Raw genomic sequence first — 24,868 nt, forward strand, 5'->3', positions numbered from 1 at the left:
GAAGCCACGTCGAGCGATGTGGCTTTTTCGGATTTATGCCCTTTTGTTTCGTTATTTAAAATTTCGATAAGGTAATCCAATATTTAATCGGGTTAAAAAGTATGCGCTCACTTGATTTTTATCTTTATTCTGAGCTGGAATAAAAAACGAATAATTGTTGATAAGATCAATCTTTAAAGATTGTAAAAAGGATTTTAATACCGCATCTTCTATGCGAATAGATTGTTTCTCCGGAATTGAGTATTCCAAATAAGCGTCCAGTTGATTAACTTTTCCATCCTTATCGATTACCATTGAGATGGATAAATCAATATCTTCGGGATTAATATCCCTTTTTTGAGCAGCAGCTTTAAGTGAATTTTTTAAGCGTGCTACCTTTTCATAAAATTCATTTTTAGGCTTGGGTTCTTTTAAAAGGTTCCAGTCGTTATTAAAATAAACTCTATTGGAACCGTTCTTTAATTCCAAGCTATCAATAGCAACTTTATTTATTAATTGATAGTTATTGACTTGTCTGTCATCGATTTTTTCAACGAGACTGTGATTATGCTCGTTAAATTTTATAGGAAACAGGCTGTGGTTTTCATAAGCTGAATTTGCATTTACACCTATATAAATTTGATGGTTTTGCATAAAACCAACCATTGGGTGTTGATAGAACTGATGATAGTTTTTCGTCAAGTCAAGATTAGCATTATAATTGTATTTTTCTAATAAAATTGCTGGATAGTCTGTGTTGACCTTTAAAATGATATAGTTTTTAGGGTCGAAAAAATATTTTACCCCCGAAAATGAGCTGTTTTCATACTCTTCTTTCGTATCTACATTCTTATTCTCAAGAACTACTTTTTTTAATAATCCTATTTCCTTGGAAACAGGACTTCCAAGCGTTATTCTTTTAGGGAATACCTGGGATTCATCAGCATTCTTTGCTATAATTCTAATTGAGTCACTAGCAGTGTCGTGTCGACTCGGCTGACCGGAACAACTGACATGGATTGTTAACAGTACAGTGGCAAAAAACAGTAAAAAAAGGCTTCTTCCCCTATGGCTTAAATCTAAAGTTTTATCAAAGAGTTCCATTTCACATTTGGATTTGTCGTACATCTATTAACAAAAGCATACCTACTATATTCCATTTTATCATAATAATTCTTTAGCAGCTGTAGCGGTATTACATTATGAAGTCGGATTATTTTTTTGATATCCTATCCGTTTCTGCTAGACACTTCATTTTCCTATTTGTTAATCCTAAACTAATGCTAAGGACATATTCATATTACGCATTGTTTTAATGATGCTATAGAACTTCGAAATAGTCGTTTGATTCGAAGGTTTGACTATTAATCAGAATTCTTATTTTTGTTTTTCCCCTTCGGTTGACTGTTGGCACCATAAATTCCATTTCTCCAGGTTTGACCGATATTGGGCTAACCTCAACTCCGCCGACCTCAATCCGATAATAATTTGTCTTGGCACCTCGTACCTTTAACTTAACAATATCTCCAGGAGCACCTTTGGTCGGATAAAAGCTGTCTATACTTAATCCGTTTACCTTTATGACTTTACGGTCCACCTCAAAAAAACTGCCGCCATACTTTGCATAGCCGATTTGAATGTTGTTATCTCCTTTTACAAGTGTAAATGAACATGGAAATTCGAGCTCACCATTTTTTGGTAGGCCATAATATATCTCAAATTCACCCAGTTTGATAACATACTCCTGGTTGGGTAGGAAATTTCCCTTTATCCGGATAGGGTCTTCATAATACCCTGTCCCTGGGTCTACAGCCGTAATACGAAGATTTTGAACGGTCAACTGGTCGTTGATTTTCAGATCGCCATATACATTGCTATTGATCGCTATCGGATATTTTCCTTCCGGAATATCGCCAACATGTACCGGAATATCTTTTTCAAAATTGGTCATGGCAAGCTCTCCCTGATACTTTCCTATCGCTAATTTATACGTGCTATTGACCAGATATTTAAAGAAATCAAGGCCTTCAAGTTCCGTATGCCCAAAAGGGTGCACTATTTTATACTTCAGCGTTGCTGTTTTCATATTGGGAACCTCAAGGTCCCATGTCTCTTTGAGATAAACCGTATCCTGCCCCCAGATGTAGCCTAATTTATAGGAATGTCCATTAAGTGGTATGTAGGGTGCATAATAATTATCTTCATATCGTACGACTTTATCACCTAAGATAATTTTAAAGTCGTGAGATCTGTGGGGCGATAAGCCGATCGCATTCAGCTTAATTGGATCTGTATAATAATGGGTGCCTGGACTTGGTGGCAACAACCGCGCTGCAATTTTATAACTCAATAAATATTGCTGAAGACTCTGATAATCTATTTTTTTTGATAACACCACGCGAGCATCTTCCCCATGGTATACATTCTTCGTCGACATAGTAAACGTTAGCGATTCTTTTTCCTTATCTAAAGTAAAAGGAACGTCACTATTTTCTCCAGAATAGTTACTAATGATGGAGAGCTTAAATGAATCATCCACCTGCTTAAAACGGCCTTTAATCGTGATGACGTCGCCTGGACTCGCATATTGGAGTTTGGAATTATCTACCCAGATATCATTTACAGTAAAGAGAACGGGGTTTCCCTCGTATGTATTCTGGTCAGTCTTTACATAGAATATATAGCGATAGACTTCACCGATTTTAAACGTCGATTGTAGGTCATAACTGAGGATACCAACTTTTGCCTGTTTTCCCAAAGATATAGTACGGAAGGTTGTTTCTTCTCTCAATGCAATCTTAAAGCCGTAGTCCAGTATCTCTTCATCATTTAGATAATGGATTTCGCCATATAAAATCGCATGGTTGTTTCTAAGATCGCCAGCTTCTAAGGTCGCTATTGTTATCGGTGTTTTATCAATTATCTTTTCCTCTTTCTTACACGATGCAAGAACGAAAAACAAAAGCATTGTAAAAGTCAATTTGATAATTTGCTGCTTCATGATTTTTTGTTATTTGATTTCCAGCAATGTTTTTGCTTCAACTTTTCCATATTTAGTACTCATCCAGACCTTATATTTACCAGGTTTTATATCGTAAGGGATATAGATTATCCGCTTATTTTCGGCATCTGAAATGAAAGCATTTACTTCTTGGTCTCCAAAGTAAAATTTAAAGTCGTCAGAAAGGCCCTTGCCCTGCAACGTGATAGCATATTCGCTGGTAACTGTGTGTGGGCTGAAATCAGTGATTATAGGCATTTCAATTTCAATGGTCTTCTCTTCAGGAGCATAGTATTTTTCGCTATTGTAGAATCCATAATAAAATGTCTTTATTTTATACTTGCCGGGAGTCAGTTGCGGTATTTTGAAACTAACAAGATCGTTTTTCATCTCAAAACTATATAGTATGGGGCCACCCACAAATTCTAGGTTGTAGCCGACGGTATTGTAAAAGTTTCCTGTTAGGCGGGCAGTATCACCGGCAAAAAAAGTGTTTTGATTAATCGTATTCCAATGTAACTTCTTCACTTCGAGATGTTGCTTACTGGTCACTGTCGATAGGCCACTTGTCAACGTTATAGGGTATTTTCCTTCTGGTAGATTGTTAGGTACAGTGACATGGGCACTGTATCCGTTACTTCCGATAAAACCGGACGCTGCCGAACTGCCTATAAATAACTTGTTGATTTCATCACCGAAATATTTATAAAAATTAATTCCTTTGGTCTCTATCCTGCAGCCGGGATGCGTTTGCGTGGTTGCTAATTCGAAATCATCTGCTGGTGGTTGCTCTAACTGGATTTCTTTCGCTAGATAAACACTATCGCGACCATTGGTATATCCCAATCGGAAAGATCCGCTTTTTAGTTCTACTAATTGTCTGAACAGTAGGTAGTTTGCAAATGGTATGCGTTGGTCATTAATCAGAAGGTAAAGGTTATCCGCATTATATTGGGGCAATCCAATACCGTTGATCTGGATACCTTCATTATATGCAAAGCTGTATTTACTTGGTTCTGTGATTTTAGCAACAATCTTTGTTTCTATCAGTTGTTTGGAACTTACAAATTGACTGCCGTTGATTGGTTTCTGAAGTGTAATGCCCACTGAATTTCCATGATAGTATCCTCCTTTCGGCAGGGTTACCGCCAATGTTGTCTTGTTGTCTTTTAGTGTAAATGCCAACCGTTGCTGTGGATCACTATTGGCAATTAAATAGTAGTTATCCTTAAATTGCTTAAAGTTTCCTTTCAATATAATTGTCTCTCCAAGGTAAACTAAGATAGGTTTGGTATCTGTTACGCTAATATTGTCGACATTAAAACGAACAGCCGGGCTTTTGTAGAAACCTTTGGCAGTCTTGACATAAAATACATACTGATAAATTAAATCTAGGTCAAAAGGCTCTTTTACGTTTAAGGTAAAATCTACAGTTTTGCCTGCTGTCAGTTTTTGTTTACCAGCCGAGATTTCCTGTAATAAGCTACTCCCGGTTTTTGTAATTTCGGATAATATAAAGCCTACATCTAAAATTTCTTCATCGTTTGTGTTTTCTATTTCACCATGCATGGTGATTTGCGAATCCTTTACTTCTGTGGGAGCATTGGCAATCACTTTCATGGGCGTGTGGACGACCACGACTTCTTCCGTTTTCTTACATGCCCACGTTGTTGTGACTATTGCCAGGGATATTAGCAACTGGTGGATTAAACTTTTCATCATAATTACATTATTGGACTTCGAAGTAGTCCGGTGATAATAGCACAGTATTACGCCAGGTTGAGGCGGAGATTCTCACTTTACCTTTTGTGAGAAAAACAGGAATGGCAATCGTAACTTCATCCACGCTTTTTACAAGTGGATACACCTGTGTATCGCCAACCCGGATCATATGTGCCAAACCAATTCCTTTTCCCTTGAGCTGCACAATAGAGCCCGGTAATCCCATTTTGGGGGATAAGCTATCGAAGGTCATACCTAAACTTTTAAATGGTAATGCCTTCTCATGCGTGTACAAATGCCATCCGGTTTCGGACAGTTCATTGTATACAATATGTAGCGATTCAGTCTCCTCAAAGAAGGTCTGTACCTGGAAAGTTAATTTACCGTCTTCGGCGCATACAACTGGCAATTTAAAGAAATCGTCTCCATAAATCGTGTATTCAAACCCTTTGATAAAATTTCCGGTGAGTGTTAGGTAGTCGCCAACATAGGCCTCCTTTTTATCAATGGCAGTCCAGTCAAATTTCTTGATCTGTATCGTTTTTGTGCTTTCAATATTAAAAAATCCATTGTCCAGACGCAATTTATATTGGCCTTCTGGGATATTCTTGAGCGGTATTGAAATGGCTCCTGATGGATAGTCTCCATTAACCTCCATCTCATTAACCTGATATTTCCCAACATAATATTTTGTTTGGTACATATCAAAGAATGAATAGAATGAAAAGCCATTGACGATAGCGTGGGTATTCGGGTGGGCTACAGGATTGACAAAAAACATGTCAGCAGCATTGGGCGCCTGGATGCTGTAATCTATTGCAAATAGCACGGAGTCCCGGCCATTTTTGTAGCCTATTTTAAAGCTTTTCCCTACTAGACCTTTCAGATCTTTAATGGCAATTTCACGCGTATAAGGGATTGTGATGTTGCCGATAATAATCTGGAATGATTTGTCGTTCCCTCCATATCCGGGTAAGCAGGATCCATAAAAATGTATCATATCTGTAAAACCGTAGGATTCTATGGCTGGAGGAATCAGCTTGCCCAATAAGCTGATTTGGACTAGCTGTCTGTTGAAACTCCCTCCTGTTGAATTTTTCTGTAGCTCTATTCTTAGTTTTTTTCCATGCTGAGAGCCTTCTACATCTGGGATTTTAAATGTTAGACTTGAGCCATCTGCAGCGATTTGATAGGCTATTTGCTGGCTTCTGTCCAGCATGCCATATAATTTATAGCTGTCGTCCAACATCGAAAATCGACCCTTGAGGCTCACTTGTTCGCCGGGCATACCTAAGATTTCCGAAGGCGATTCTACCTGCATGCCATCCAGTTGAAATGAATTTGATGTGCCTTTATAAAAGCCATTTTTGGTCTTGACATAGAACGCATAGGTATAGATCGTATTCATGTCAAAATTGTCTTCAGGTTTATAGGTGAAAACAACATCTTTTTCGGATAACTTTTTACCCAATACAATTTCGGATTCGGGCTTTGCATATCCTGTATTTCCATTTGTACTCAAAACAAAACCGTATTCTATAATATTAGGGAGCATGGTTACATCGCCTACGGCCCCATGGAGGACAATCGACGATTGCGTCATTTTTTCAAAGCTTCCCGTGACGGCGCTTACTGTGATGTTGGTCGGAGCCTCCGTCTTATTTTCCTTCTTGCAGGAGATGAATAGGCAAAATAATATCAAAATTGATATTATTAATTTTGTTACCCCCACTGTATACATTTTCATAAATTTTTCGATTATAATAATTCAAATGTCTCCTTGCATTCGATCCAATCACTTTGGTATTGTGCACTGATGCGTACTTTTCCTTTGAAGAAAATATTCCTTGGTATAAAAACCTGCGGTTCGTCTACTGTACCACCTACGGAGATTAACCTAACGTCACCCATGTAAATTGCGCAGTAGCCCAGTCCTTTACCTTTTAATGTGATGACGTCGCCAGGCTTACCCGATTTTGGATAAAAATCGTCAAAGATAGGAGCGAGTACTTCAATCTGATGGTCGGTAGCGACAGTATGCTGCTTGCCATGGTCGTCATTGTATAACACGGTGATCTTTACTTTACCAGGCTTAATATTCGGGATTTCGAGTACGGCGCTACCATTGGCGACCTGCAAATTTTGGTCCCCCTGATCCCCAAGTCTTGCAATATACTCGTCACCGCGTATGAAATTACCCAGTATTTTTACTGATGTACCATAATAGCCCTTCGATGAACCCGCATCAGTTACTTTTAACGATTGAACAACAATTTTTTCTTTACTTTCAAATTTGGCAAAAGGACCTTCCATAATGAATGGATAAGTTCCATCCGGGATATCTCCGATAGTTATTTTATCATCGCCGTTCCAGGTCCAACTATACCGGGCACTTTTACCGCCTACGCTCATTAGAGGCATGAAGCTATATTTATACGGGATAATACCCGTTACGGAAATCGACCTTCCCGGATGAACATGAGACTGACGGATGGACAAATCTGTCGGTTTCGGAATGTTAAGGGTAATTTTCTTATCGAAGATGACTGTATCCCGGCCATTATAATACCCTATGCGGTAGGCTGTTTTGGGTTGATCATAAATCATATCGCTTAGCAATAGTTCCTGAGAGTAGGGGAACAGCTTGTCGCCGATAATAACGTAAAATGATGAAGGACGATCTGGAGGAAGTCCAGTTCCCGATAGGCGCAGGTAATCGTCATAATTATAGTTATATGACGTGGGAGGAGCTAGTGTACCCAATATCCTAACAGATGCAAGACCGATACTGCTATTAAAGTTTGTTTCGGGTTGGATAGGAGTTAGAGAGAAGCTGAGATCTACACCATGACGGTAACCAGCTGGTACAGCGAACGTAATTTTCCTCTTGGTGGCGTCGATGTTATAAGCAACCTCTTTAGGGTTGTTGAAGTCGTAGCTAAGTTTATAGCTTTCCTTGTTGAAATCCTTAAAATCACCATTTACTGTAATTGTTTCGCCCGCAGTTGCGCTTAAGCCCATTTGATAATCTACGAGGAAATTTGATAGCTGAAACCGGACAGTTTCTCCGAAATAGGTGTTTTTATCGGTTTCTATGTAAAATCGATACGTTCCCACACCAGTTTCTAGGACTTCAGCTGGCGTTTCAATCTTTGTTTGTACTTTCCCAATTTGAACAGCATCACCTAAGGCATATTTTTTTTCAATTGCCGAAGCTCCGAAACCTGATTTGAGTAAAAATCCGTGGTCTTTTATTTTTTCACTATTGAGATACAATACACGTCCTGCAAAAACGATGGTCTTTTTGTTTGCCGCATCAACTCCGATGGTTTCCAATTTTAAGGGATTATCTACTAGAGGAGTGGTTTGTTCAGTCTTTTTACAGCTAAAGCAAATCATTAAAGCTAGAAAATACAGACTGAGTGTTTTCCACTGCAATTGGTTGAACCCGCTAACAAGAGTACTTTTCATTTCTTTTTACTTGGCTAATAAGTAGCCAAAGATATAATTATTTTTCTTTCTTTTATGGCTATATTTTCTTTCATAAATGTTTTTTAGCGTAGCTAAACAATGAAATCCTGTGTAAATTATTTATTTTGTTAATTGTTTAATTGATGATTTTTTTCTTCAATAAATTTCTCAGATAACAAAACATCGGATTACATTCAAATTGTGCTATTAAAAGTCTTCAAACGATATCTGTTGTTTGAATTATTGATTGTTGCCGATTAACATATTCCGAAAGAAAGTTGAGTGATGAAAGAATGAACGTTATTTTTATAGGATAGTTGGGTAAGAAAAAGCGAGGCCTAAGCCTCGCTTATGTTTCAGTACTTATAATTCGAATGAAATATAGTTTGCAGACTATATTCCTAATTCACCGTGGGCAAGCATATGCCGGTAAATCGTTCTACAGTTGTCGAAGAATCCTGAACAGGAATTTTCAACATAGGTTTGCGAAGTGAAAGTGTCAATTACTTCGCCACTGCTATTGTAGACTGTTAACGTGTAAACACACTTTCTCAGAAACTTTGCGTTGTTTTCCTTTGTTGATTCGGCAACTTCAACTTTGTTGGCGTTTTCGGCTGTTGACGAAGTACTTGTTTTCACTTCTACATTTTCTTTGGCGGCTTTTGCTCCAGTGCCGGCGAAGGCCGCGCTTGATAGCGCAGCTAGGGCTACCAAACTCATCAATAACTTTTTCATTGTTTTTAAGTTTTATTTGTTAAATAATGTATGCCTTTTTGGGCATGTTTTAATTATCTGACACTAAAAGTAATCACAAGAAATTTGACTGGGCTGAGGGATTCGTATTCGTGAGAGTTGATCTAATATTCGCTCTTATTTAGTTGATATTTAGTTTGCTCAGTAAACTGAAAGCTGTTCAAAAATTAGAGATGGTAATCCTACATATTTTCGCCTCCCAATTCCCGCCATTCACCGAGTTTTCCTGAGCGTTGGTCTAAAGTCCGTAGGCTGGGGGCCGATTGTGTTGTAGTTTTGAGTCAACAAATAAGAACAAAATACTAACACTATAAAAAAGACATTATGATAGCATTAGTAAAAACATTCGCAGCAGCAGCCCTAATCGTCATATCAACATTCGCAATGGCAGCTGAAGGACCGGGCGCAAAAGCTACAAAAGCAAACGTTAATCTATCTACAGCAGACTTGGCACTTGATCACTATGTTGCGGTAACTACCGAGGGAGAATCAGCAGGTGTAGAGCAGCTATTTGCTGAAGATTTTAACCAAAAGATTCAAGCGTCCAATGCACAAAGTCATGGCCGTAGCGAAATCGTTAAATTCTTGAAAAAGCAAAAAGGAGAGAAGCTGAACTGCACCGTAAGCACCGATATCCTTGAAGAGTCAGCAGACTATATGGTCGCTAAAGTAACCTTGAAATTTGAAAACTTTACCAAGACTGACCTGGTCACCTTAGCGCGCGAGGGTAACAGCTGGAAAGTTTCCAAATCAGTCAATTCGTACAAATAAAATCAAATAGTTAGTGGTCTGTCAGTTCGGGTGGAGGACAGGCCACTAGAGAATTATCTATTTAAGTTTATTTTAAAAGCCAGGTCGGGAGATGTGGCTTTTTTTGTGATATACAAGTATGGAACTTTTAAATTAACTTTAGGCATTCACCATTCGTGCTGAGATTTCATGCAAATGGAGTGTGGTCGCTACATTATAGTAATACAGAGGTCAATAACTTAGATTATTGGGTGTAAAAAAGAATAAGTAATGGATATTAAAAAGCACCTACTAGCGTTAAAAAGTTTTGAAGATTCTTTAGCCCAAGCATTAGATCAACTTCAACGTGAAGTTGGTAACGAACTGTCGTTCCTGGAAAATTTTGATAAATTGAATAATTGCTATAAAATGGATTCAAGTCAAGTCAGTTATTATTGAGCGCTATGCAATTATCCAAATCTGAGGATATATATTCAAGTTTCGAATTATCAGATATTGAAAAGGCCTATGATTTCATGCTCGAAACGAATACTAATAATTTAAATATTTGGGTTGATGCGATCTATTTTAATGAAATTGTTATGGATAATAAAAGAAAAAGTGAGCTATTGAAAACTCGATTTTATTCTCTATTAGCTAATTTCAAAAAAGAAATTGAAAATTTGGATAGGTAGTTAAGTTGACCCTGTAGGACTAACATCAGCGCCCGATATTGAATTTGGAAGAAAAGTAATAGAAACAAAATTTAGATAGTACACGATGAAAGATAAATATGAAAAATGGGCTATTGATTTATCCCTTCCTCAAGATTTATTTTTTTATAAAATGTATGTGGAATACAGTGAAATAGTTATTCTTTTAAAAAACTTAGTTGACCACACTCAAATTCTCGAAATAAAATTTGAGTATTTTGTTTCGTATAAAGTTACGATCGACTTGGCGCTAATGAAGATGGTTAACGAGAACGACGATTTTCGAGGATTTGCGAGATCTACATGCTCCGCTTATTTGGATTCAGTTATTGAGGGCAGCTATAATATTTTAGAAAGAAAAAATATTGAACATTTCGTTATTTATAATTTAGAAAATGCAATTGAGGTGCTTTCGGATGAACCTGCTACATTTCGCTGGTTAAGTAAGGAAGAGGTGAAAACGTTAGTGAGTTAACCCGTTAATAAATTAAAAGGAACAAAATTCAGGTATCAATAGTTATGAACAATTTTATAAAATGGGATCCAGTATCTCCTCCACCAAATGATATTTATTTTGTTCATTTAACGGACAACGGTGGCAACATAGAGATTCATCTGGCTGAAATGAAAGATGACCGAATATTAATCTTAAAATTTAAAGGTGTAATGTCTTATCAAGTGACAGATGAAGGTGCAAGATCGAGAAGTCTCTATGAGCACCCAGGTTATAGAGGTTTAGTGGTATCTGATAATTCAAACTATTTAGATTGGTTTCGTAGAGAAAGTCAAGAAATGTTTTCAGATTGGGATCTGAAACACTATTCTATAGTTAATGTAAATAATATTATCGACATCATAAGCGGTAATGAAATCGAAGTTTTCTGGCAAGCAGAATTCTGAAATGGAGTAAAAAGACGAAGCTCGGATTTGCTCAAGGAATGCTTACCCATTTTTATGAGCCATTGAACACCACTAAATTTACATATGAAAAAGAGCAACATATTAAAAAAATGGCATCCCGTTGAAATGATTAAAGGAGACCTTTATTTAATAAGTTTATCAGATGATCAAGAGAATAGACTGCAGATAAGTTTTGAAATAGAGAATATTGAACCTAACCTTGTCTTCGATTTTGGATTTCATGCACTTTATTATCAAAATCAAAATGAAAACAGTTCTTTAAAAATAATTGACGATTATGGTATTACAGGAAATTGGTCCTTATTTACGGTGGGAAAATCTGATTTGATTGATTGGATAGTAAAAAATAGTTATCATATTGTTAGTAAAGAAAATGTTCAGCATTTTATCTTTTTGTATGCTGATGGTTTAATCAATGTGTTGTCAGCGCATGAACCAAAAGTATATCGACAAAAACAGAAGTATTAATCGTATCTTTGTTCCAAGGACAGGCAGCTGTCCAATCCTTAAGAGCTGTGTCTACAGCGATCAAATTAGATTTTCAAGAAAATTATTTAACACGGTAGGAATACCGAGATAGCAAGCCAGTACCATATATGTTAAGTTACGAAGCATACGAAAAAAGTGTTTTTGATTGGCTGATGTCCAAACATCAGGCAGACAACAATTTTACGTTTACAGTGAGACAAAGTGCCACAAAGAATTCCGAAACCGATTACTTTATCGGAACCCAGCGTTCGGGCTATTTTGCAACTACCTTTTGGTCAATTCCTGTCAATTTCCCGGGTTCTTCTGGCGATGCGATGAGCCTAATATTCGTGTTGGGGGAGTCTACTTATACGTACTATTTTGAATTTACTCAAACCCAAGATCCCAAAGATGATCAAAATCGTGCGGTGCTAAACTTAATCAAGACAATTAAAGAGCCTTTGGTGGAAAAGTATAAGCTGGCACGGAAAATCAATGAAACTGCAAAAATGTATACGATTCGAATCGCTGGCCTCAAAGAAAACTATGTCTCTTTGGAAGCGATGTGCCAGGATATTGATGGCCAGTTGGCCGATATTATCGCTATCGTCGATCAAGGTATCTTAAGTGTCAAGCAATCTATCCAACGGTTTACAGCGCATCGCGTTACACCTCAGGAGTTTGTCAGTCTGATCAATAAGCTGAACCAACGTGTCGAAAAACACCACGCTATCATTAAAGAAATAGGGAGTGAGGAAAAATCTGTCAGTACCGAGACATTTGCAAACAGTATGCCTATACAGCTCAACCAAATTTTGTATGGTCCTCCAGGTACGGGAAAAACCTATAATAGCATCAACTTGGCTCTTTCCATAATCGAAGGAAAAAGCGAAACGGAACTGTCCCTTGAGGATAGGACTTCACTGAAATCGCGTTACCAGCGTTATGTGGACCGAGGACAGATCCTTTTTACAACTTTTCATCAGAGCATGAGCTATGAGGATTTTGTGGAAGGAATCAAACCCCGTTTTCATGAAACCGACGATGGAAGAAAGCAGCTTATCTATGAAGTAGAAAGCGGTTTGTTTAAGATTGCCTGTGCCCATGCGGCATACAATACCTATCTCGAGCTGCACTCGAGTGAAGAGACATCTGCCAGTGCCGAACTGGTCGGTAAGTTTAATTCCGGGGTATTTCAAAAGACGATGGCCAATCAGGATATTCAAGGAAAGCCTGTGGTTTTAATTATCGATGAAATCAATCGGGGCAACGTATCCGCCATATTTGGTGAACTGATTACGTTGATTGAGGAATCCAAACGTGCAGGACGGGATGAAGCACTTGAAGTTATCCTTCCTTATAGCAAGCAGAAATTTTCGGTACCATCCAATCTGTATCTCATCGGTACCATGAATACAGCCGACCGTTCGGTGGAAGCTTTGGATACTGCTTTGCGCCGTCGGTTTGCCTTTGTGGAGATGATGCCCAATACCGAACTGCTCGGCGATATCATCATCGAAAATATCAATCTGCAACATGTCCTCAGTAGAATCAACAATCGCATCAAGGTGCTTTTGGACAAAGACCATCAAATTGGACATTCTTATCTGATTAATGTGCAGTCAACGCGCGATCTCACGCATGCTTTTAACAATTGCATCGTACCCTTACTCAAAGAATATTTTTATCGGGATGAGGAGAAAATTGCTTTGGTGCTGGGACCAGGTTTTGTTGAAATCGAAAATGACAACTTTTCTGGAGATCTCTTTCCGGATTTCGATAAAATACGGAAGCCGCAGTATAAACCAAAGCTGAATGTACTCGAGGTACCAGAAGAAAATATTATTGATGCCTTGAATCAATTGATCGGATAATCATATGCAGCATGTCCTTCAAGTCTATGAGCATGATACCTTGTATCTCAATCAGTCCTACAAGACTCAGGCAGGAGAAAGTCTGCGATTTGTGGAGATTTACTTCCATGTGCTGCTCAAATACAATGATCTACATCAGGGTAAATACTTTGCGCCTGTCTATCAGGGTATCCGATTCAAAAGCTATGTCGGGATTGTTCAGGTGGACGATCTTGTCATTGAAATCCTTCCCAAGATCCAGCGGACTGCATCTACCGTCAATTGGCGCGACGTATTGATCGAAATGCTTCTCGAAACGGAGCGGATAAAGATTACAGCAGTTGGGGAGGCTTTTGTTGACAAACAGCAGATCCATCTGTTGGATATCTATTTTGATTGGTATTTAACAGCGGTAGAAGAATTGCTGCATCACGGACTGGTGAAACAATATTATCAGGAAACTAAAAATACCGTTGCGCTCAAAGGAAAACTGGAGTTTGCAGGGCATATTCAGCGTAATCTCGTTCATAAAGAGCGTTTTTACAATACCCATCAAGTATATGGCGGTGACCATGTGCTGCATCAGATTCTCCAGCTAGGCTTGGAAATAGTTGCTCGCCTGTCGCATGGGAGCTATCGTTATGGACGGTGCAAGACGGTGCAATTGAATTTTCCAGAAGTCAAAGAGATCTGGGCCGACCAGCAATTATTTGATAGGCTATCTTATAGCCGTAAAACGGAATCTTATCGGACAGCAATTGAATTAGCACGATTGATTATTTTAAACTATGCCCCCAATGTCAAAGCGGGAACTGAAAATATGCTGGCGCTGCTTTTCAATATGAATGAGCTCTGGGAGAAGTATGTGCTTGCGCAGTTGGCGAACTGTTCGAAATATTGGGAAGTACGAGGACAGGAGAGCAAGCAATTTTGGCGCGATAAGACCCTTCGACCAGATATCCTATTAAAACATCGAATCAGTGGAAAACAGTTTGTCATTGATACCAAATGGAAGAACTATAGCTATGATATGATATCCACGCAAGATCTACGACAGATCTACGTTTATTTGGATTATTGGAATGCCGTAGGAGGGATGTTGCTGTATCCTCATGCTAATACCCAGAAAAAGAAAGAGCTTTGCGATAACTACCATGGGAAAGAATACGTAGCACAAATTGGTTTGCTGTCGATCTTAGATGAAAAAGGCAATTTGAGCAAATCTTTAGGGAATGATATTCTTGCACTGATTAATTTTAATTAGCCATTCCAGCGCTTCTGTGGGCTCCCCAATTGTCCTCTCGAATGTAATAAACTTAGTCGCAAAGAGATTAACCGCATTAATCATAATAAGCATACGATCGTTGGATAATAAATATTGTATTTCAGTTTGTTGATCGATAGGCTTTTCGTAATTTAAGTGTCATAAACACAATTATAAACTTTTTATGAAAAATCTCTACTTGATCCTCCTGGGATTATTTTTGCCTATTCATGTGTTATGGTGTCAGTCGTCTATTGCTTATTTGGGTATCCATAAAGGGCTTTCAAATGATTTTGTTACCGCGATCTTTCAGGATAGGGATGGATTTATGTGGTTTGGGACATCAAATGGCCTAAATCGTTACGATGGGTACGAATTTAAAGTTTTTAAAAACGACCCATTGTCTAAGAATACCCTTCCTGACAATCGTGTAACAGCTGTTGCCGAAAGTGCTTCGGGACAGCTATATGTAGCAACGAAAAGTGGGTTAGCAGTGATAGATCCCAATCGCACACAATGTAAACAAGTTTTAGTATACTCGGATGGAGGAAATAAACTGCTGAATTTTCCGATCCATCAGATAGAAAAGGATAATCAAGGCCAGTTATTTCTGCATGGCGGATCCAAAGGGCTATTTAAAGTTGAAGAAACAAGAGGTGGAAGTATCGTCCAAAAGATACCTTTAAAAGATGCTGGCCAAAATCAAAATGATTATCGTGTTTCAGCGATTTGCAAAGCTGCTGATGCAGGCGTCTGGGCATTCATAGACCATGTTGGTTTGGCTTATTACGATAGTAAAAAACACCTTTTTTCAAACGTAAAAAAAGTTGATTTCCAGTCGACAACGATGGCTGTAGCACCTACAGGAGATATTTGGTTCGCCAGCAACCAAACAATTAGTTGTTATCATGTAGAAACAGGTGCTTTCACAACTTATAATCACAATACTGACCGGAAGTCTATCGTTAACCTTTATTTTGGAAAAGACAAAAAGCTGTGGATATGTACAGACGGTAATGGCATACAGAAATTTAATATTATTACGCGAACGTTTGAAGATAATATTGGGTTTGACCAACAGCAACTAACCAGTCAGTCTATTTTTGCAGTACTGGAAGATAAAGATGATCGACTTTGGATTGGCACATTAAGAGGGGGTATTAATATTGTAGATCCGGTAAAAAGAAGATTTCAAACATTTAAACTTAATCCCAAAAGCGAGCGGGTAAATACTGCCGACTTTATTTTATCGTTCGAGCAAGCCGATCAAAATCATATATGGATCGGAACCGATGGGGATGGATTATACAAATGGAGTATATCGAAAGGTAGCTTGGTCCATTATCCCTATTCAGCGCATAAGGATGTTAAACCCGCTTTTATAACCTCATTAATCCAACATCAAAATGACCAGTTGTGGATTGGTAGTTATGATACGGGAATTGTCAAATTAAATACCAAAACTGGCCAGGTAAAACATTACCCCTGTTATTATCCTAACACTCAATATGTCAATAATGCTGTATGGCGTTTATTTAAAGACAGTAGGGGGACGCTTTGGGCATCAACACTCGCCAGTGGAAATGTCTATTGCTTGGATACCATCGCAGATCAGTTTAAACACCTCAGTTTGCCGATAAATGATGTGTTAACTTTTTTTGAAGACAAGGATACTGTATTGTGGATGGGATCGTGGAGCGCCTTATTCCGACTAGACTTGCGTACGATGAAATACAATAGCTATCACATTGGAAGCCCAATTCGTTTTATCCAACAAACAGAAAGCGATTTTCTTTGGCTTGGCACAGAGGGTGGTGGACTTTTACATCTGAATCTAAGCTCGATGAACTATAGACGCTATACCGAAAAGGATGGCCTTGTTAGCAATACCTTGTTGAATGGCTTACAGGATGCACAGGGTAATATGTGGATGTCTTCACTTGATGGACTCTCCAAAATGGATGTACAAAAAAAAACATTTCAAAACTTCTATCAGTCAGACGGTCTCCAGAGCAATCAATTTAATTATAACGCTGCCATTAAATTACGGGACGATCTGTTGGTTTTTGGTGGTATCCGTGGGTTCAATTTATTCAGGCCGCAGGATATATTTTTTAAGGCCAGGTTTCCCGCGTTGAAATTGACCCGATTGAGCATTGGGAATGTGCCATACGGGCAAAGTGAAGCGTATAAGCAAATCTCTTTGAACGCTGTTCAAAGCTTAAAAATACCATATGAAAAGGCTATTTTATCTTTTTCCTTTGCAGCATTGGATTATAGTTTTTCGGATAGGATCGACTACGCTTATTATTTGGAAGGTTGGGACAAAGATTGGAATTACGTCAATAAACAGCGGACTGCTTATTATTCGAATCTCAGGGAAGGCAAGTATAAATTGCATATCCGATCGAGTAACGCAAATGGCCAATGGAATCAAGCAGAACGTATTATCGATGTGGTAGTTTTGCCCCCTTGGTATCGAAGCATATGGGCATATATAGGATATCTTTTGCTGATCGTTGCGGTCATCTATCTTTACAATGGGTATCGGGAGAATAAGGATCTATTGCTATTTAAGTTAAAGACAGCCGAATTTGAGCGGGAAAAAGAGCACGAGTTACTCGAAGATAAGCTGACGTTTTTTACCCATATCGTCCATGAAATTAGGACTCCATTGACGCTCATTGTAAATCCCATCAAAGACATTGTCAACAAATCAAAAAAAAATATGGGCGAGTCAGAGGAACTGCTGTCTGTTTACAATCATTCCAAGCGATTGTTAAATCTTGCAGATAAACTTCTTTTGTTTAGAAAATCTGATGGAAATTTTGATGAGCTTGCTTATACAGTATTTGATATCATACCGGTTTTACGGGGAACGTTTGATTCTTTTAGGCAATTGGCCAATTCTCGAAATATCAGTTACGCATTTGAGACTGATATTGAAAGACTAATCTTAAATGCAGACTATGAAAAATTGGAAATTTGTTTTATCAATTTACTTCAAAATGCACTTAAATATACGGCCAATGGCGGATCTGTCTGTATTAAAGTGAGTCGTACAGACGAGGAACTAAGGTGTGCTATCATTGATTCGGGACAGGGCTATCCAACTCAGCTAACGGAAGAAATATTTAAACCTTTTAAACGCAATTTTAGTTTATTTAATCACAGTGCTGATGGTTTTGGAATCGGACTGTTTTTTGTGAAAAAATTCATTAATCTGCATCAAGGTAGATTGGAATATTTTGCGAATCCGCGAGCTGGAGCAACTTTTTCAATTTCGTTACCCATTACCCAGGTCAGTTCATCAGCTATTGTGGGTAGCGTCGAATTACAACAAACGGCTACTGGATATCGTAGTGCTGTAGCAGGAGAGCAGCCCGAACCTTCAGCTTCAACTTATTCCGTGCAAAGTCAGGCACTTGATGAATTGTATGAAAATGATTTGCAGGAGAAAATATTGATCGTCGACGACAGTGAAGATATGCTAAATTATATTGCTCGTATTTTTTCCGACAAATATCAGGTTGTCAAAGCAAATAGTGCTGAAACGGCATCAGCCATTTTAGAAAAATTAGAACCAAGTATTGTCATTAGTGATGTAATGATGAGCGGAACTTCCGGAATTGATCTCTGCAAACAGATGAAGAGCAGCATAAAACGAAGTCATGTACCTATTATCTTGTTAACAGCAAGTTCGTCTTTTGATGTTAAATTAAACGGTATAGAAGTTGGTGCAGATGACTATATCGTCAAACCTTTTGACAGGGAGCTACTCATGGCACGTGTAGAAAGTCTAATTGAAAATAAAAATAGATTACATACCTATTTTTATAGTGAAATTACCTTGCAGTCCAAAGACCATAAAGTTCCGGCAGCTTTTAAAGATTTTTTGCAACGGGCAATAGCCGTGGTTGAAAAGCACTTGTTGAATGAAAATTTTACGGTAAAGATGCTTGCCGAAGAGCTCGGGATGAGTCATTCCAATATGTATAGGCGGATAAAATCTATCTCAGGCAAATCTGCCAACGAATTTATCCGATCTATTCGGATGCGTCGGGCTGCGCAATTACTTATAGAAAACAAGACTAACATTAATGAAACCGCTTATCAAGTTGGTTTCAAAGATATCAAACATTTTAGGCAGCATTTTTCCAAAATTTTTGGTTGTTCGCCCTCAGAATACCGCAAGCGCTACAGCCATCTGGGAAGCGTACCTACTAGTATCGGTTAATCACCTGAGGCATTTAAAATGCAAAAGAGAAAAAAAACAGCAGCTATTTAACATACTGCTGTTTTTCTTCTCTTTTTTTGTGGCTCAGTTATCCGCTAGTAAGCGCCACTGTGACTAGTCATGCCGTCTTTCCGCATAGCTTCTATGATCAGGCAATTGTATACGTAATCCCAGCTTGAACTGACTTCTGAATTTTGATTTAAACCATAGGGCCACCAGTGCATGCTATCGCCATTTATAACGGCTGATTCGTCTGAATTGATCATTTTTAACATATTGTTGGCATTTGCCAGACTATATTTGCCATTGATAATCGCTTGTGACCACCAGCTTGTCGTCCCGGTACCGAGGGTATGGTTCATCTCATGCAACATGGTACGGATATTTTGGTAGCCCTCGCTGGCACCAAATCGCATCCAGCCCTCGTTATTCGCGTCGGCTGTCGGAACCCCGGGGTCGTAGTTGAGGTAAACGTGTTTGGTGGCCGAAGTATAATTATTGGCATACCAGACGGCACTGTCCAGAGCAACTTGCAATCGTTGGTATGCAGCAAGTTGTTGCGCTGTTGGATTGTCGACTTTATTGAATGTATAGGTTACTTTGCCCTTGGCGATTGTATGGAAGGAAATGTCGGGTCCGTAGCTTACACCTGTTTCATTGATCGCATAAGCGCGTAAATGATAATTTGTACTGGGGGTAAGATTGAGCATGCCGATTCGAAATTTGCCTGTGCCAGTTGCAGCATTCATAACCTTATGATCAGTGACCGTCGGTTTTTCCTGTAGGCCCCAGCATAGCCCTCGTTCAGTCACAGCGCCACCACCACTGCTGATAATATTGACATCGTAGTAAGCAATTGATGATCCTACAATAAAGATGGGGTTCGTCCCGAATGTAACCGATTGGATATCGGCAGTGGTCAATACCTGTTGTTCGCCATAAGCAATTCCGCCCTTATTTTTGGCGTAAGGTCTAATGTAATAGGTTTGTGAGGGGGCAAGGGCTGTTAGTGCCACAGTAAATTCACCAGAACCTTTACTGGAAGTTGCTTCCATCGGATTGTTGTCGATTGTCGGATTCGGGTCTTTGTTCCAGCAGACGCCACGACTGGTAACAAGTGCACCACCTTTGTTTAGCACTTTTCCTGTAATCATAGCACCTGTAGTCGTGATATTGGAAAAAGCCAATTTACCAAGCGTAGCAAGTGCGATATCATCTGTTTTTTCTGTAGGCGTTACTATACTGCTTTCGGGAGTAGCCTTTTTACAGCCTGCTAAAGTGCAGGCTGTAAAAATGACATAAAAAACTAATCTATTCATCTATTTTGCTTATAATTTTTCAAAGATCATATTGCCAGAGACTTTAAAATAAGAGCCGTCTGATGCGGTTCCATTCATGTTTCCGAGAAAACCCAAGGTTACAGGTCCCGCTTCTGTTACGGTAAATTCGAATATTGCACTGCTTCCAGATAGGGTTTGAAAGCCTAAGGATGTATTCAAGGCTGATTGATCGGGCAAGGCATTGCCTTTTGCGGCGATGAGGTGAACGACACCGGCGCTGCCTTTGTCAATCTTTGAGACTGTAAAACGATATTTTCCGGGCTGTAGGTTGGTCGTTTGATAAATCTTACCATTTACAATTGGCGCTAAGTTGGGTGAGGGTGAGGCCCATTGCCACCAACCTGCTTCCAAAGATAAACAGGCTTTTTTATCCCGAATCTCAATTCCACCATAATATTTTCCATCTGCTGTCTTGAAGTTCTTTGCCGCATCATTTACAAGCCACACCGCCGGAGTGCCCCAGCGATCACCGCCCATGGCAGAAGTCTCGAAAGGAAAGTTCATGTTTTTTAGATAAACCTCCTTGGGCGATATATTTGCGGAATAGTTCGTGTAGAATGTATCTATACTTAAAGAATCCGGCACAAATAATGTACGATAGCGGAGTGGTTTGCCAGGGAGAAAATCCGATAGAATACTTTTACCTAACTTGATAGAGTCTCTTTGAACAACTAATTTCCCTGAGGTATTGGTATACTCAACTTCTGTAAACTGAGCACCACTTGTCAGATCGATTCCCCCCCAATTGACGGTGGTTTTTTGATCGCCAGCAAAGTAGTCAACAGCATACATTGGTCTGTTGATAAGTCCCGAGCTGAACCGTTCGCCATAAGATACGCCAGTTTTAAAAACGCTTAGCGACTTATTGCCTTGGGCATCGTAGGTGATAAGTTCAAAATTATGTACTCCTTCACTTATTTTCAGTGAAATTTTTAAGGTGTCTACGCCAGCCGTACGATTGATTTTTAACTCAGTCGAATCTTGCCGATTATCCCAGTATATTTTGAGACGATCTACCTTGGGGTCGGCCATAAATAATCCAGTGATATAGACGCGCTCTTTACCAGAGAAGACCTTTACGGAATCAATTTTTCCGGTGTAGGAAATTTCACCGCCTTCCAGGTACTTTTTATAATCATCACTTTTTGAACAGCAAAGGAAAGAAAGCATGGCCATGCTAAGCATAGACATGATAAAGAATGTTTTAATATGTGCTACTTTCATAATAGTCTAATTGATAATAAACAAGTTGTACTAACGTGGATCGCCATAAACCTGTAATTCGGCGATGGACATAAAGGACGATCCCTGCCAATTTTTAATGGTTTTGATGCGTAGATAGCGGACCTTCGGTGCACTGATATCAAAGTCAAAGCTTAAACCCGAATTGGCAAGTTGATAGTCCTCATCTGTTTGTTGCCCCATGGGTAGTCCAGAAGGCTTTTTGCTTTCGAAGGTACCTAAGCGTGTCCAGTTGTTCCAGCTCCCGTCTGAAGGTGGGTTGTCCGAACCCCATATTTCAAAAAATCGCACGTTCCCACCGTAATAATACATACGGCCACTGTTGGTGTATTCTGGATAGTCCCAGATCACAATCCGGCTCATTTTGGCCAACTTACCGGTATCAAATGTGACCCATTGTGGACCATTGACAGTGACGTCAGTCAAAGATATATTGGGCCAGTTCCAATTGTCTCCGTCCCACATCTTGGATAACCCGGTAGAAGTATATTGTTGTTTGGCGTCGGTGGGTAATGTAACCGCAGTATACCTTGATTTGGGAAGTGCCTGTTCAAACAGCGGGGTCAAAGTCGTCACAAGCGTATCGGTAAAATTCATGTATTTGTCTCTCACGGTAATCGCAAACTGTTTGGGATTTGGTGCAAACCCACGGATGGTACGTGAAATCTGTTTAGCGGAAGTATAGATGTTGTCTACAGAAGGTACCCATTCACCCAACGAATCGACCATCACCATCACGGTGAGATTTTTCTCGGTCTCGTTTTCGGCAGTGATCCGAATGCCACCAAAAGCTGGAATGGCCTCCAGACTCCGAAAGGTATTCCAGATGGGATTTTCTAAAGGCGTTACGGAGACTTCGATAGGCGCCGAACTGATTTCACTTCTATTTACGGCATAGAGCTTGATCGAATGCGGATTTGTATCTGCAAAACCTTCCACGAGAAGTGTGTTGTTATAGTAGGAGGATTTCACCTCCATTTCTTTACCTGATTTTAATTGATAGACGGCTTTGACATACAATAGATCCTGATCTTTTGGTAAGGTATAGGTAATACGTGCGGCCCCAGCCAGGTTTTCTACCTTCACATTACTGACTTGCCCCGGTGTAGTACTGTTGACAACAGGAGCGACTTGAATTTCTTCTTTACAGTTTTGGAATAAGATGCAGAACAAAAATATGGTCTGTATCAATTTTCTGTTTATGTTCATTTCTTTATGACTTTAAGGATAAAATTGAAAGGACTACCAGCCTAAATTTTGTGTCAACGAAGGATTTACGGTTAATTCACCTTGGGCAATTGGCCAGAAATAATCTCTAGGGGCCACAAATGTCTGCTGAAACAATGTTCTTATCTGGTAATAATCTGGACTGATCTCCTGATTTACGCTCCATCCGGTAATGTTCTGATTGAAATATTTAACGGCCAGTTTCCAGCGCCTTAGATCCCAATAACGTTTTCCTTCAAAGGCCAATTCGATCATGCGCTCCCGTTGGATAATTTCGCGAAGACCTTCTTTGGTTGTAGGCTTGTCTGGGTTTGACGAATACTGGCTCCAAGACGTTAGGACACCGGGGATTCCAGCACGTTCGCGTATGCGGTCTAAATACGCGTAAACATCAGCTGAAGGACCATTGGCTTCATTCAACGCCTCAGCATACATCAGATAAATATCGCTTAGGCGCATATCTGGCCAAGGGTAGGATTTATAACTGACACCATTGCTACTGAAAGCTTGTTCCCAATTCACTAATTTTTTAAGGAAGTATCCAGTTTCATTGATCCACCCATGGTTATTGGCACCAGCCGGCTGATTTAGCTTCGCCTGTACATAATACGTATCCTCATCCGATAGGCTTTTGGTATCAAACTTGAACCAGATGCCGCCGTCAAAACCCAGGTCAGCATAAAATCGGGGCTCGCGGTCGAAGTTTAGACGCGCTGTAGTATACCCTTCTTTGATATAATACCGATCTGCAGCGGTAGCCGCGCGTAGACTCGACTTGTCGTTAAAATCGAGGGTTTTATCCTCATTGATGGGGACACCATTTTTTGTGTAAAACATTTCTGCAATTTTCAGCGGTGCGCTGAGGTGTTGTCTTGCCGTACCGACCACTGCTTCCGGGGTTAAGAGGGGCATCGCATCCCGCTGTATATTCCATGCCTGGTAATTGGGGTTTGCCCAGATGTGTTCAGCAGACCAACGCTCATTAAAGCCCAAGTTGATGCCCAGCACCTGTGCGGTTGCATCGCTCATTTTAAACTGTCCATATTCGGCCTTATTGAAAGGGAAGAAGCGGATGCCCGCAGCATCGGCAGATTCAATTGCCGCTTTTGCAGCTTCCGCGGCCTTCGTCCATTTTGAGGCCTCATAAGTTGGATTAAACAGCTGTTCGCCTTTGCTATTGCGCATGGACTGATAATCTGTATTTCCATTGAATAGGGGACTTGCGGCAGTCAGCAATACCTCAGCCTTTACAGCCTGAATGATGGGTTTGGTCACCCGTCCAAGTTCCGCGGCCTTATTGGGGATAATTAAAGGAACAGATTTTTGTGCAGCAGAGTCCAGCAAAGAAACAATGTAATTGACCACCTCATCGACAGGACGCTGTTCTACCCGTACAGCAGACTGATCTGCGTCAAGTGAGATGTTTTTTTCGACAACGGGAATTGGTCCATATTGGCGAAATAACAAATAGTGGTAATAAGCTTTTAGAAACAATACTTCTCCAATCCATCGCGAACGATCATCGATTGAGAGATCAGGTACCTTGGACAGATCAGAAACATTTTCTAAAAAGATATTGCAATCTCGGATAGCGATCCATAAACCACTTCTCCAGGAGTCTACAAGTGGTTGATTGACATTCTGCCCGCCGCGGGCGATACGCCAGTTATTCGCCGGATAGATTTCCCGCTGGGCAACAGGTAGCCATACCTCATCGCCGGCAAGAAATCCAGTATTGCTTTGGGCATCCGAATTATTTGGTAACCACGAGTAGCAGGTGAAGAGAAATTTTTCAGCTTCATTTCGTAAGGAAAAGGCATTGTCAATTGTCGCCACGTTGTCCGGAACGACATCGATATAATCTTTACAGGCAGAAACTCCAAAAGCACTAAACAAGAGGCATGCGATATAGGTTGCTGTCTTTTTCATATTTTTATTTTTCATGATT

At 39.6% G+C, this 24,868-nt stretch carries 17 protein-coding genes; 7 read left to right on the forward strand and 10 right to left on the reverse strand.

Annotated features, from left to right (window positions below; genetic code table 11):
* Positions 1-51 precede the first annotated feature (51 nt).
* The 6 genes from BGP15_RS00955 to BGP15_RS00980 form a co-directional block, all read right to left on the reverse strand.
* Complete coding sequence (locus BGP15_RS00955; RefSeq protein WP_286768473.1) at positions 52-1,083, reverse strand: hypothetical protein; 1,032 nt, start codon at positions 1,081-1,083, stop codon at positions 52-54.
* 217 nt (positions 1,084-1,300) lie between these two features.
* Positions 1,301-2,980: a hypothetical protein gene (locus tag BGP15_RS00960; protein WP_286768474.1), complete on the reverse strand. Its 1,680-nt coding sequence runs from the start codon at positions 2,978-2,980 to the stop codon at positions 1,301-1,303.
* 9 nt (positions 2,981-2,989) lie between these two features.
* Positions 2,990-4,702: a hypothetical protein gene (locus BGP15_RS00965; RefSeq protein WP_286768475.1), complete on the reverse strand. Its 1,713-nt coding sequence runs from the start codon at positions 4,700-4,702 to the stop codon at positions 2,990-2,992.
* 7 nt (positions 4,703-4,709) lie between these two features.
* On the reverse strand, positions 4,710-6,449 hold the full coding sequence (locus tag BGP15_RS00970) for a hypothetical protein (protein ID WP_286768476.1): 1,740 nt from the start codon (positions 6,447-6,449) through the stop codon (positions 4,710-4,712).
* Positions 6,450-6,460: 11 nt separating this feature from the next.
* Positions 6,461-8,173 (reverse strand): hypothetical protein, encoded by a 1,713-nt coding sequence (locus BGP15_RS00975; RefSeq protein WP_286768477.1) that lies wholly within the window; start codon positions 8,171-8,173, stop codon positions 6,461-6,463.
* 393 nt (positions 8,174-8,566) lie between these two features.
* A complete protein-coding gene (locus tag BGP15_RS00980) occupies positions 8,567-8,908 on the reverse strand; it encodes a hypothetical protein (protein WP_286768478.1) in 342 nt (113 codons plus the stop codon).
* Between the two features lie 342 nt (positions 8,909-9,250).
* Here BGP15_RS00980 and BGP15_RS00985 point away from each other — a divergent pair, with 342 nt between their 5' ends.
* From BGP15_RS00985 to BGP15_RS01015, 7 genes are all read left to right on the forward strand, one after another.
* Positions 9,251-9,697: a nuclear transport factor 2 family protein gene (locus tag BGP15_RS00985; RefSeq protein ID WP_286768479.1), complete on the forward strand. Its 447-nt coding sequence runs from the start codon at positions 9,251-9,253 to the stop codon at positions 9,695-9,697.
* Positions 9,698-10,435: 738 nt separating this feature from the next.
* On the forward strand, positions 10,436-10,843 hold the full coding sequence (locus BGP15_RS00990; RefSeq protein ID WP_286768480.1) for a hypothetical protein: 408 nt from the start codon (positions 10,436-10,438) through the stop codon (positions 10,841-10,843).
* A gap of 44 nt (positions 10,844-10,887) precedes the next feature.
* Positions 10,888-11,268 (forward strand): hypothetical protein, encoded by a 381-nt coding sequence (locus BGP15_RS00995; RefSeq protein ID WP_286768481.1) that lies wholly within the window; start codon positions 10,888-10,890, stop codon positions 11,266-11,268.
* A gap of 84 nt (positions 11,269-11,352) precedes the next feature.
* A complete protein-coding gene (locus BGP15_RS01000; protein WP_286768482.1) occupies positions 11,353-11,757 on the forward strand; it encodes a hypothetical protein in 405 nt (134 codons plus the stop codon).
* A 128-nt stretch (positions 11,758-11,885) separates the two neighbouring features.
* Complete coding sequence (locus BGP15_RS01005; protein ID WP_286768483.1) at positions 11,886-13,631, forward strand: McrB family protein; 1,746 nt, start codon at positions 11,886-11,888, stop codon at positions 13,629-13,631.
* Positions 13,632-13,635: 4 nt separating this feature from the next.
* The gene (locus BGP15_RS01010; protein ID WP_286768484.1) at positions 13,636-14,874 is read left to right on the forward strand and encodes an McrC family protein; all 1,239 of its coding nucleotides are present in this window, start codon (positions 13,636-13,638) and stop codon (positions 14,872-14,874) included.
* A 184-nt stretch (positions 14,875-15,058) separates the two neighbouring features.
* On the forward strand, positions 15,059-19,111 hold the full coding sequence (locus tag BGP15_RS01015; RefSeq protein ID WP_286768485.1) for a hybrid sensor histidine kinase/response regulator transcription factor: 4,053 nt from the start codon (positions 15,059-15,061) through the stop codon (positions 19,109-19,111).
* Positions 19,112-19,206: 95 nt separating this feature from the next.
* Here BGP15_RS01015 and BGP15_RS01020 read toward each other — a convergent pair whose 3' ends face one another.
* The 4 genes from BGP15_RS01020 to BGP15_RS01035 are packed head-to-tail and all read right to left on the reverse strand — an operon-like array spanning position 19,207 to position 24,849.
* Positions 19,207-20,430: a hypothetical protein gene (locus tag BGP15_RS01020; RefSeq protein ID WP_286768486.1), complete on the reverse strand. Its 1,224-nt coding sequence runs from the start codon at positions 20,428-20,430 to the stop codon at positions 19,207-19,209.
* 9 nt (positions 20,431-20,439) lie between these two features.
* The gene (locus BGP15_RS01025; protein WP_286768487.1) at positions 20,440-21,675 is read right to left on the reverse strand and encodes a DUF4998 domain-containing protein; all 1,236 of its coding nucleotides are present in this window, start codon (positions 21,673-21,675) and stop codon (positions 20,440-20,442) included.
* Between the two features lie 30 nt (positions 21,676-21,705).
* On the reverse strand, positions 21,706-22,902 hold the full coding sequence (locus BGP15_RS01030) for a DUF5000 domain-containing lipoprotein (protein WP_286768488.1): 1,197 nt from the start codon (positions 22,900-22,902) through the stop codon (positions 21,706-21,708).
* Between the two features lie 33 nt (positions 22,903-22,935).
* Positions 22,936-24,849 carry a RagB/SusD family nutrient uptake outer membrane protein gene (locus BGP15_RS01035; RefSeq protein WP_286768489.1) on the reverse strand — a complete coding sequence of 638 codons (1,914 nt, stop codon included), beginning with the start codon at positions 24,847-24,849 and terminating at the stop codon, positions 22,936-22,938.
* Positions 24,850-24,868: the final 19 nt, after the last annotated feature.

Source organism: Sphingobacterium sp. 40-24 (assembly GCF_001899705.1).
In the GTDB taxonomy this organism is placed as follows: Bacteria; Bacteroidota; Bacteroidia; order Sphingobacteriales; family Sphingobacteriaceae; genus Sphingobacterium; species Sphingobacterium multivorum.

What these genes read in the sequence shown, in the direction of transcription:
- BGP15_RS00955 (WP_286768473.1), bottom strand. Translation starts at nt 1,083, where the DNA reads ATGGAACTCTTTGATAAAACTTTAGATTTAAGCCATAGGGGAAGAAGC.
- BGP15_RS00960 (WP_286768474.1), bottom strand. Translation starts at nt 2,980, where the DNA reads ATGAAGCAGCAAATTATCAAATTGACTTTTACAATGCTTTTGTTTTTC.
- BGP15_RS00965 (WP_286768475.1), bottom strand. Translation starts at nt 4,702, where the DNA reads ATGATGAAAAGTTTAATCCACCAGTTGCTAATATCCCTGGCAATAGTC.
- BGP15_RS00970 (WP_286768476.1), bottom strand. Translation starts at nt 6,449, where the DNA reads ATGAAAATGTATACAGTGGGGGTAACAAAATTAATAATATCAATTTTG.
- BGP15_RS00975 (WP_286768477.1), bottom strand. Translation starts at nt 8,173, where the DNA reads ATGAAAAGTACTCTTGTTAGCGGGTTCAACCAATTGCAGTGGAAAACA.
- BGP15_RS00980 (WP_286768478.1), bottom strand. Translation starts at nt 8,908, where the DNA reads ATGAAAAAGTTATTGATGAGTTTGGTAGCCCTAGCTGCGCTATCAAGC.
- BGP15_RS00985 (WP_286768479.1), top strand. Translation starts at nt 9,251, where the DNA reads ATGATAGCATTAGTAAAAACATTCGCAGCAGCAGCCCTAATCGTCATA.
- BGP15_RS00990 (WP_286768480.1), top strand. Translation starts at nt 10,436, where the DNA reads ATGAAAGATAAATATGAAAAATGGGCTATTGATTTATCCCTTCCTCAA.
- BGP15_RS00995 (WP_286768481.1), top strand. Translation starts at nt 10,888, where the DNA reads ATGAACAATTTTATAAAATGGGATCCAGTATCTCCTCCACCAAATGAT.
- BGP15_RS01000 (WP_286768482.1), top strand. Translation starts at nt 11,353, where the DNA reads ATGAAAAAGAGCAACATATTAAAAAAATGGCATCCCGTTGAAATGATT.
- BGP15_RS01005 (WP_286768483.1), top strand. Translation starts at nt 11,886, where the DNA reads ATGTTAAGTTACGAAGCATACGAAAAAAGTGTTTTTGATTGGCTGATG.
- BGP15_RS01010 (WP_286768484.1), top strand. Translation starts at nt 13,636, where the DNA reads ATGCAGCATGTCCTTCAAGTCTATGAGCATGATACCTTGTATCTCAAT.
- BGP15_RS01015 (WP_286768485.1), top strand. Translation starts at nt 15,059, where the DNA reads ATGAAAAATCTCTACTTGATCCTCCTGGGATTATTTTTGCCTATTCAT.
- BGP15_RS01020 (WP_286768486.1), bottom strand. Translation starts at nt 20,430, where the DNA reads ATGAATAGATTAGTTTTTTATGTCATTTTTACAGCCTGCACTTTAGCA.
- BGP15_RS01025 (WP_286768487.1), bottom strand. Translation starts at nt 21,675, where the DNA reads ATGAAAGTAGCACATATTAAAACATTCTTTATCATGTCTATGCTTAGC.
- BGP15_RS01030 (WP_286768488.1), bottom strand. Translation starts at nt 22,902, where the DNA reads ATGAACATAAACAGAAAATTGATACAGACCATATTTTTGTTCTGCATC.
- BGP15_RS01035 (WP_286768489.1), bottom strand. Translation starts at nt 24,849, where the DNA reads ATGAAAAAGACAGCAACCTATATCGCATGCCTCTTGTTTAGTGCTTTT.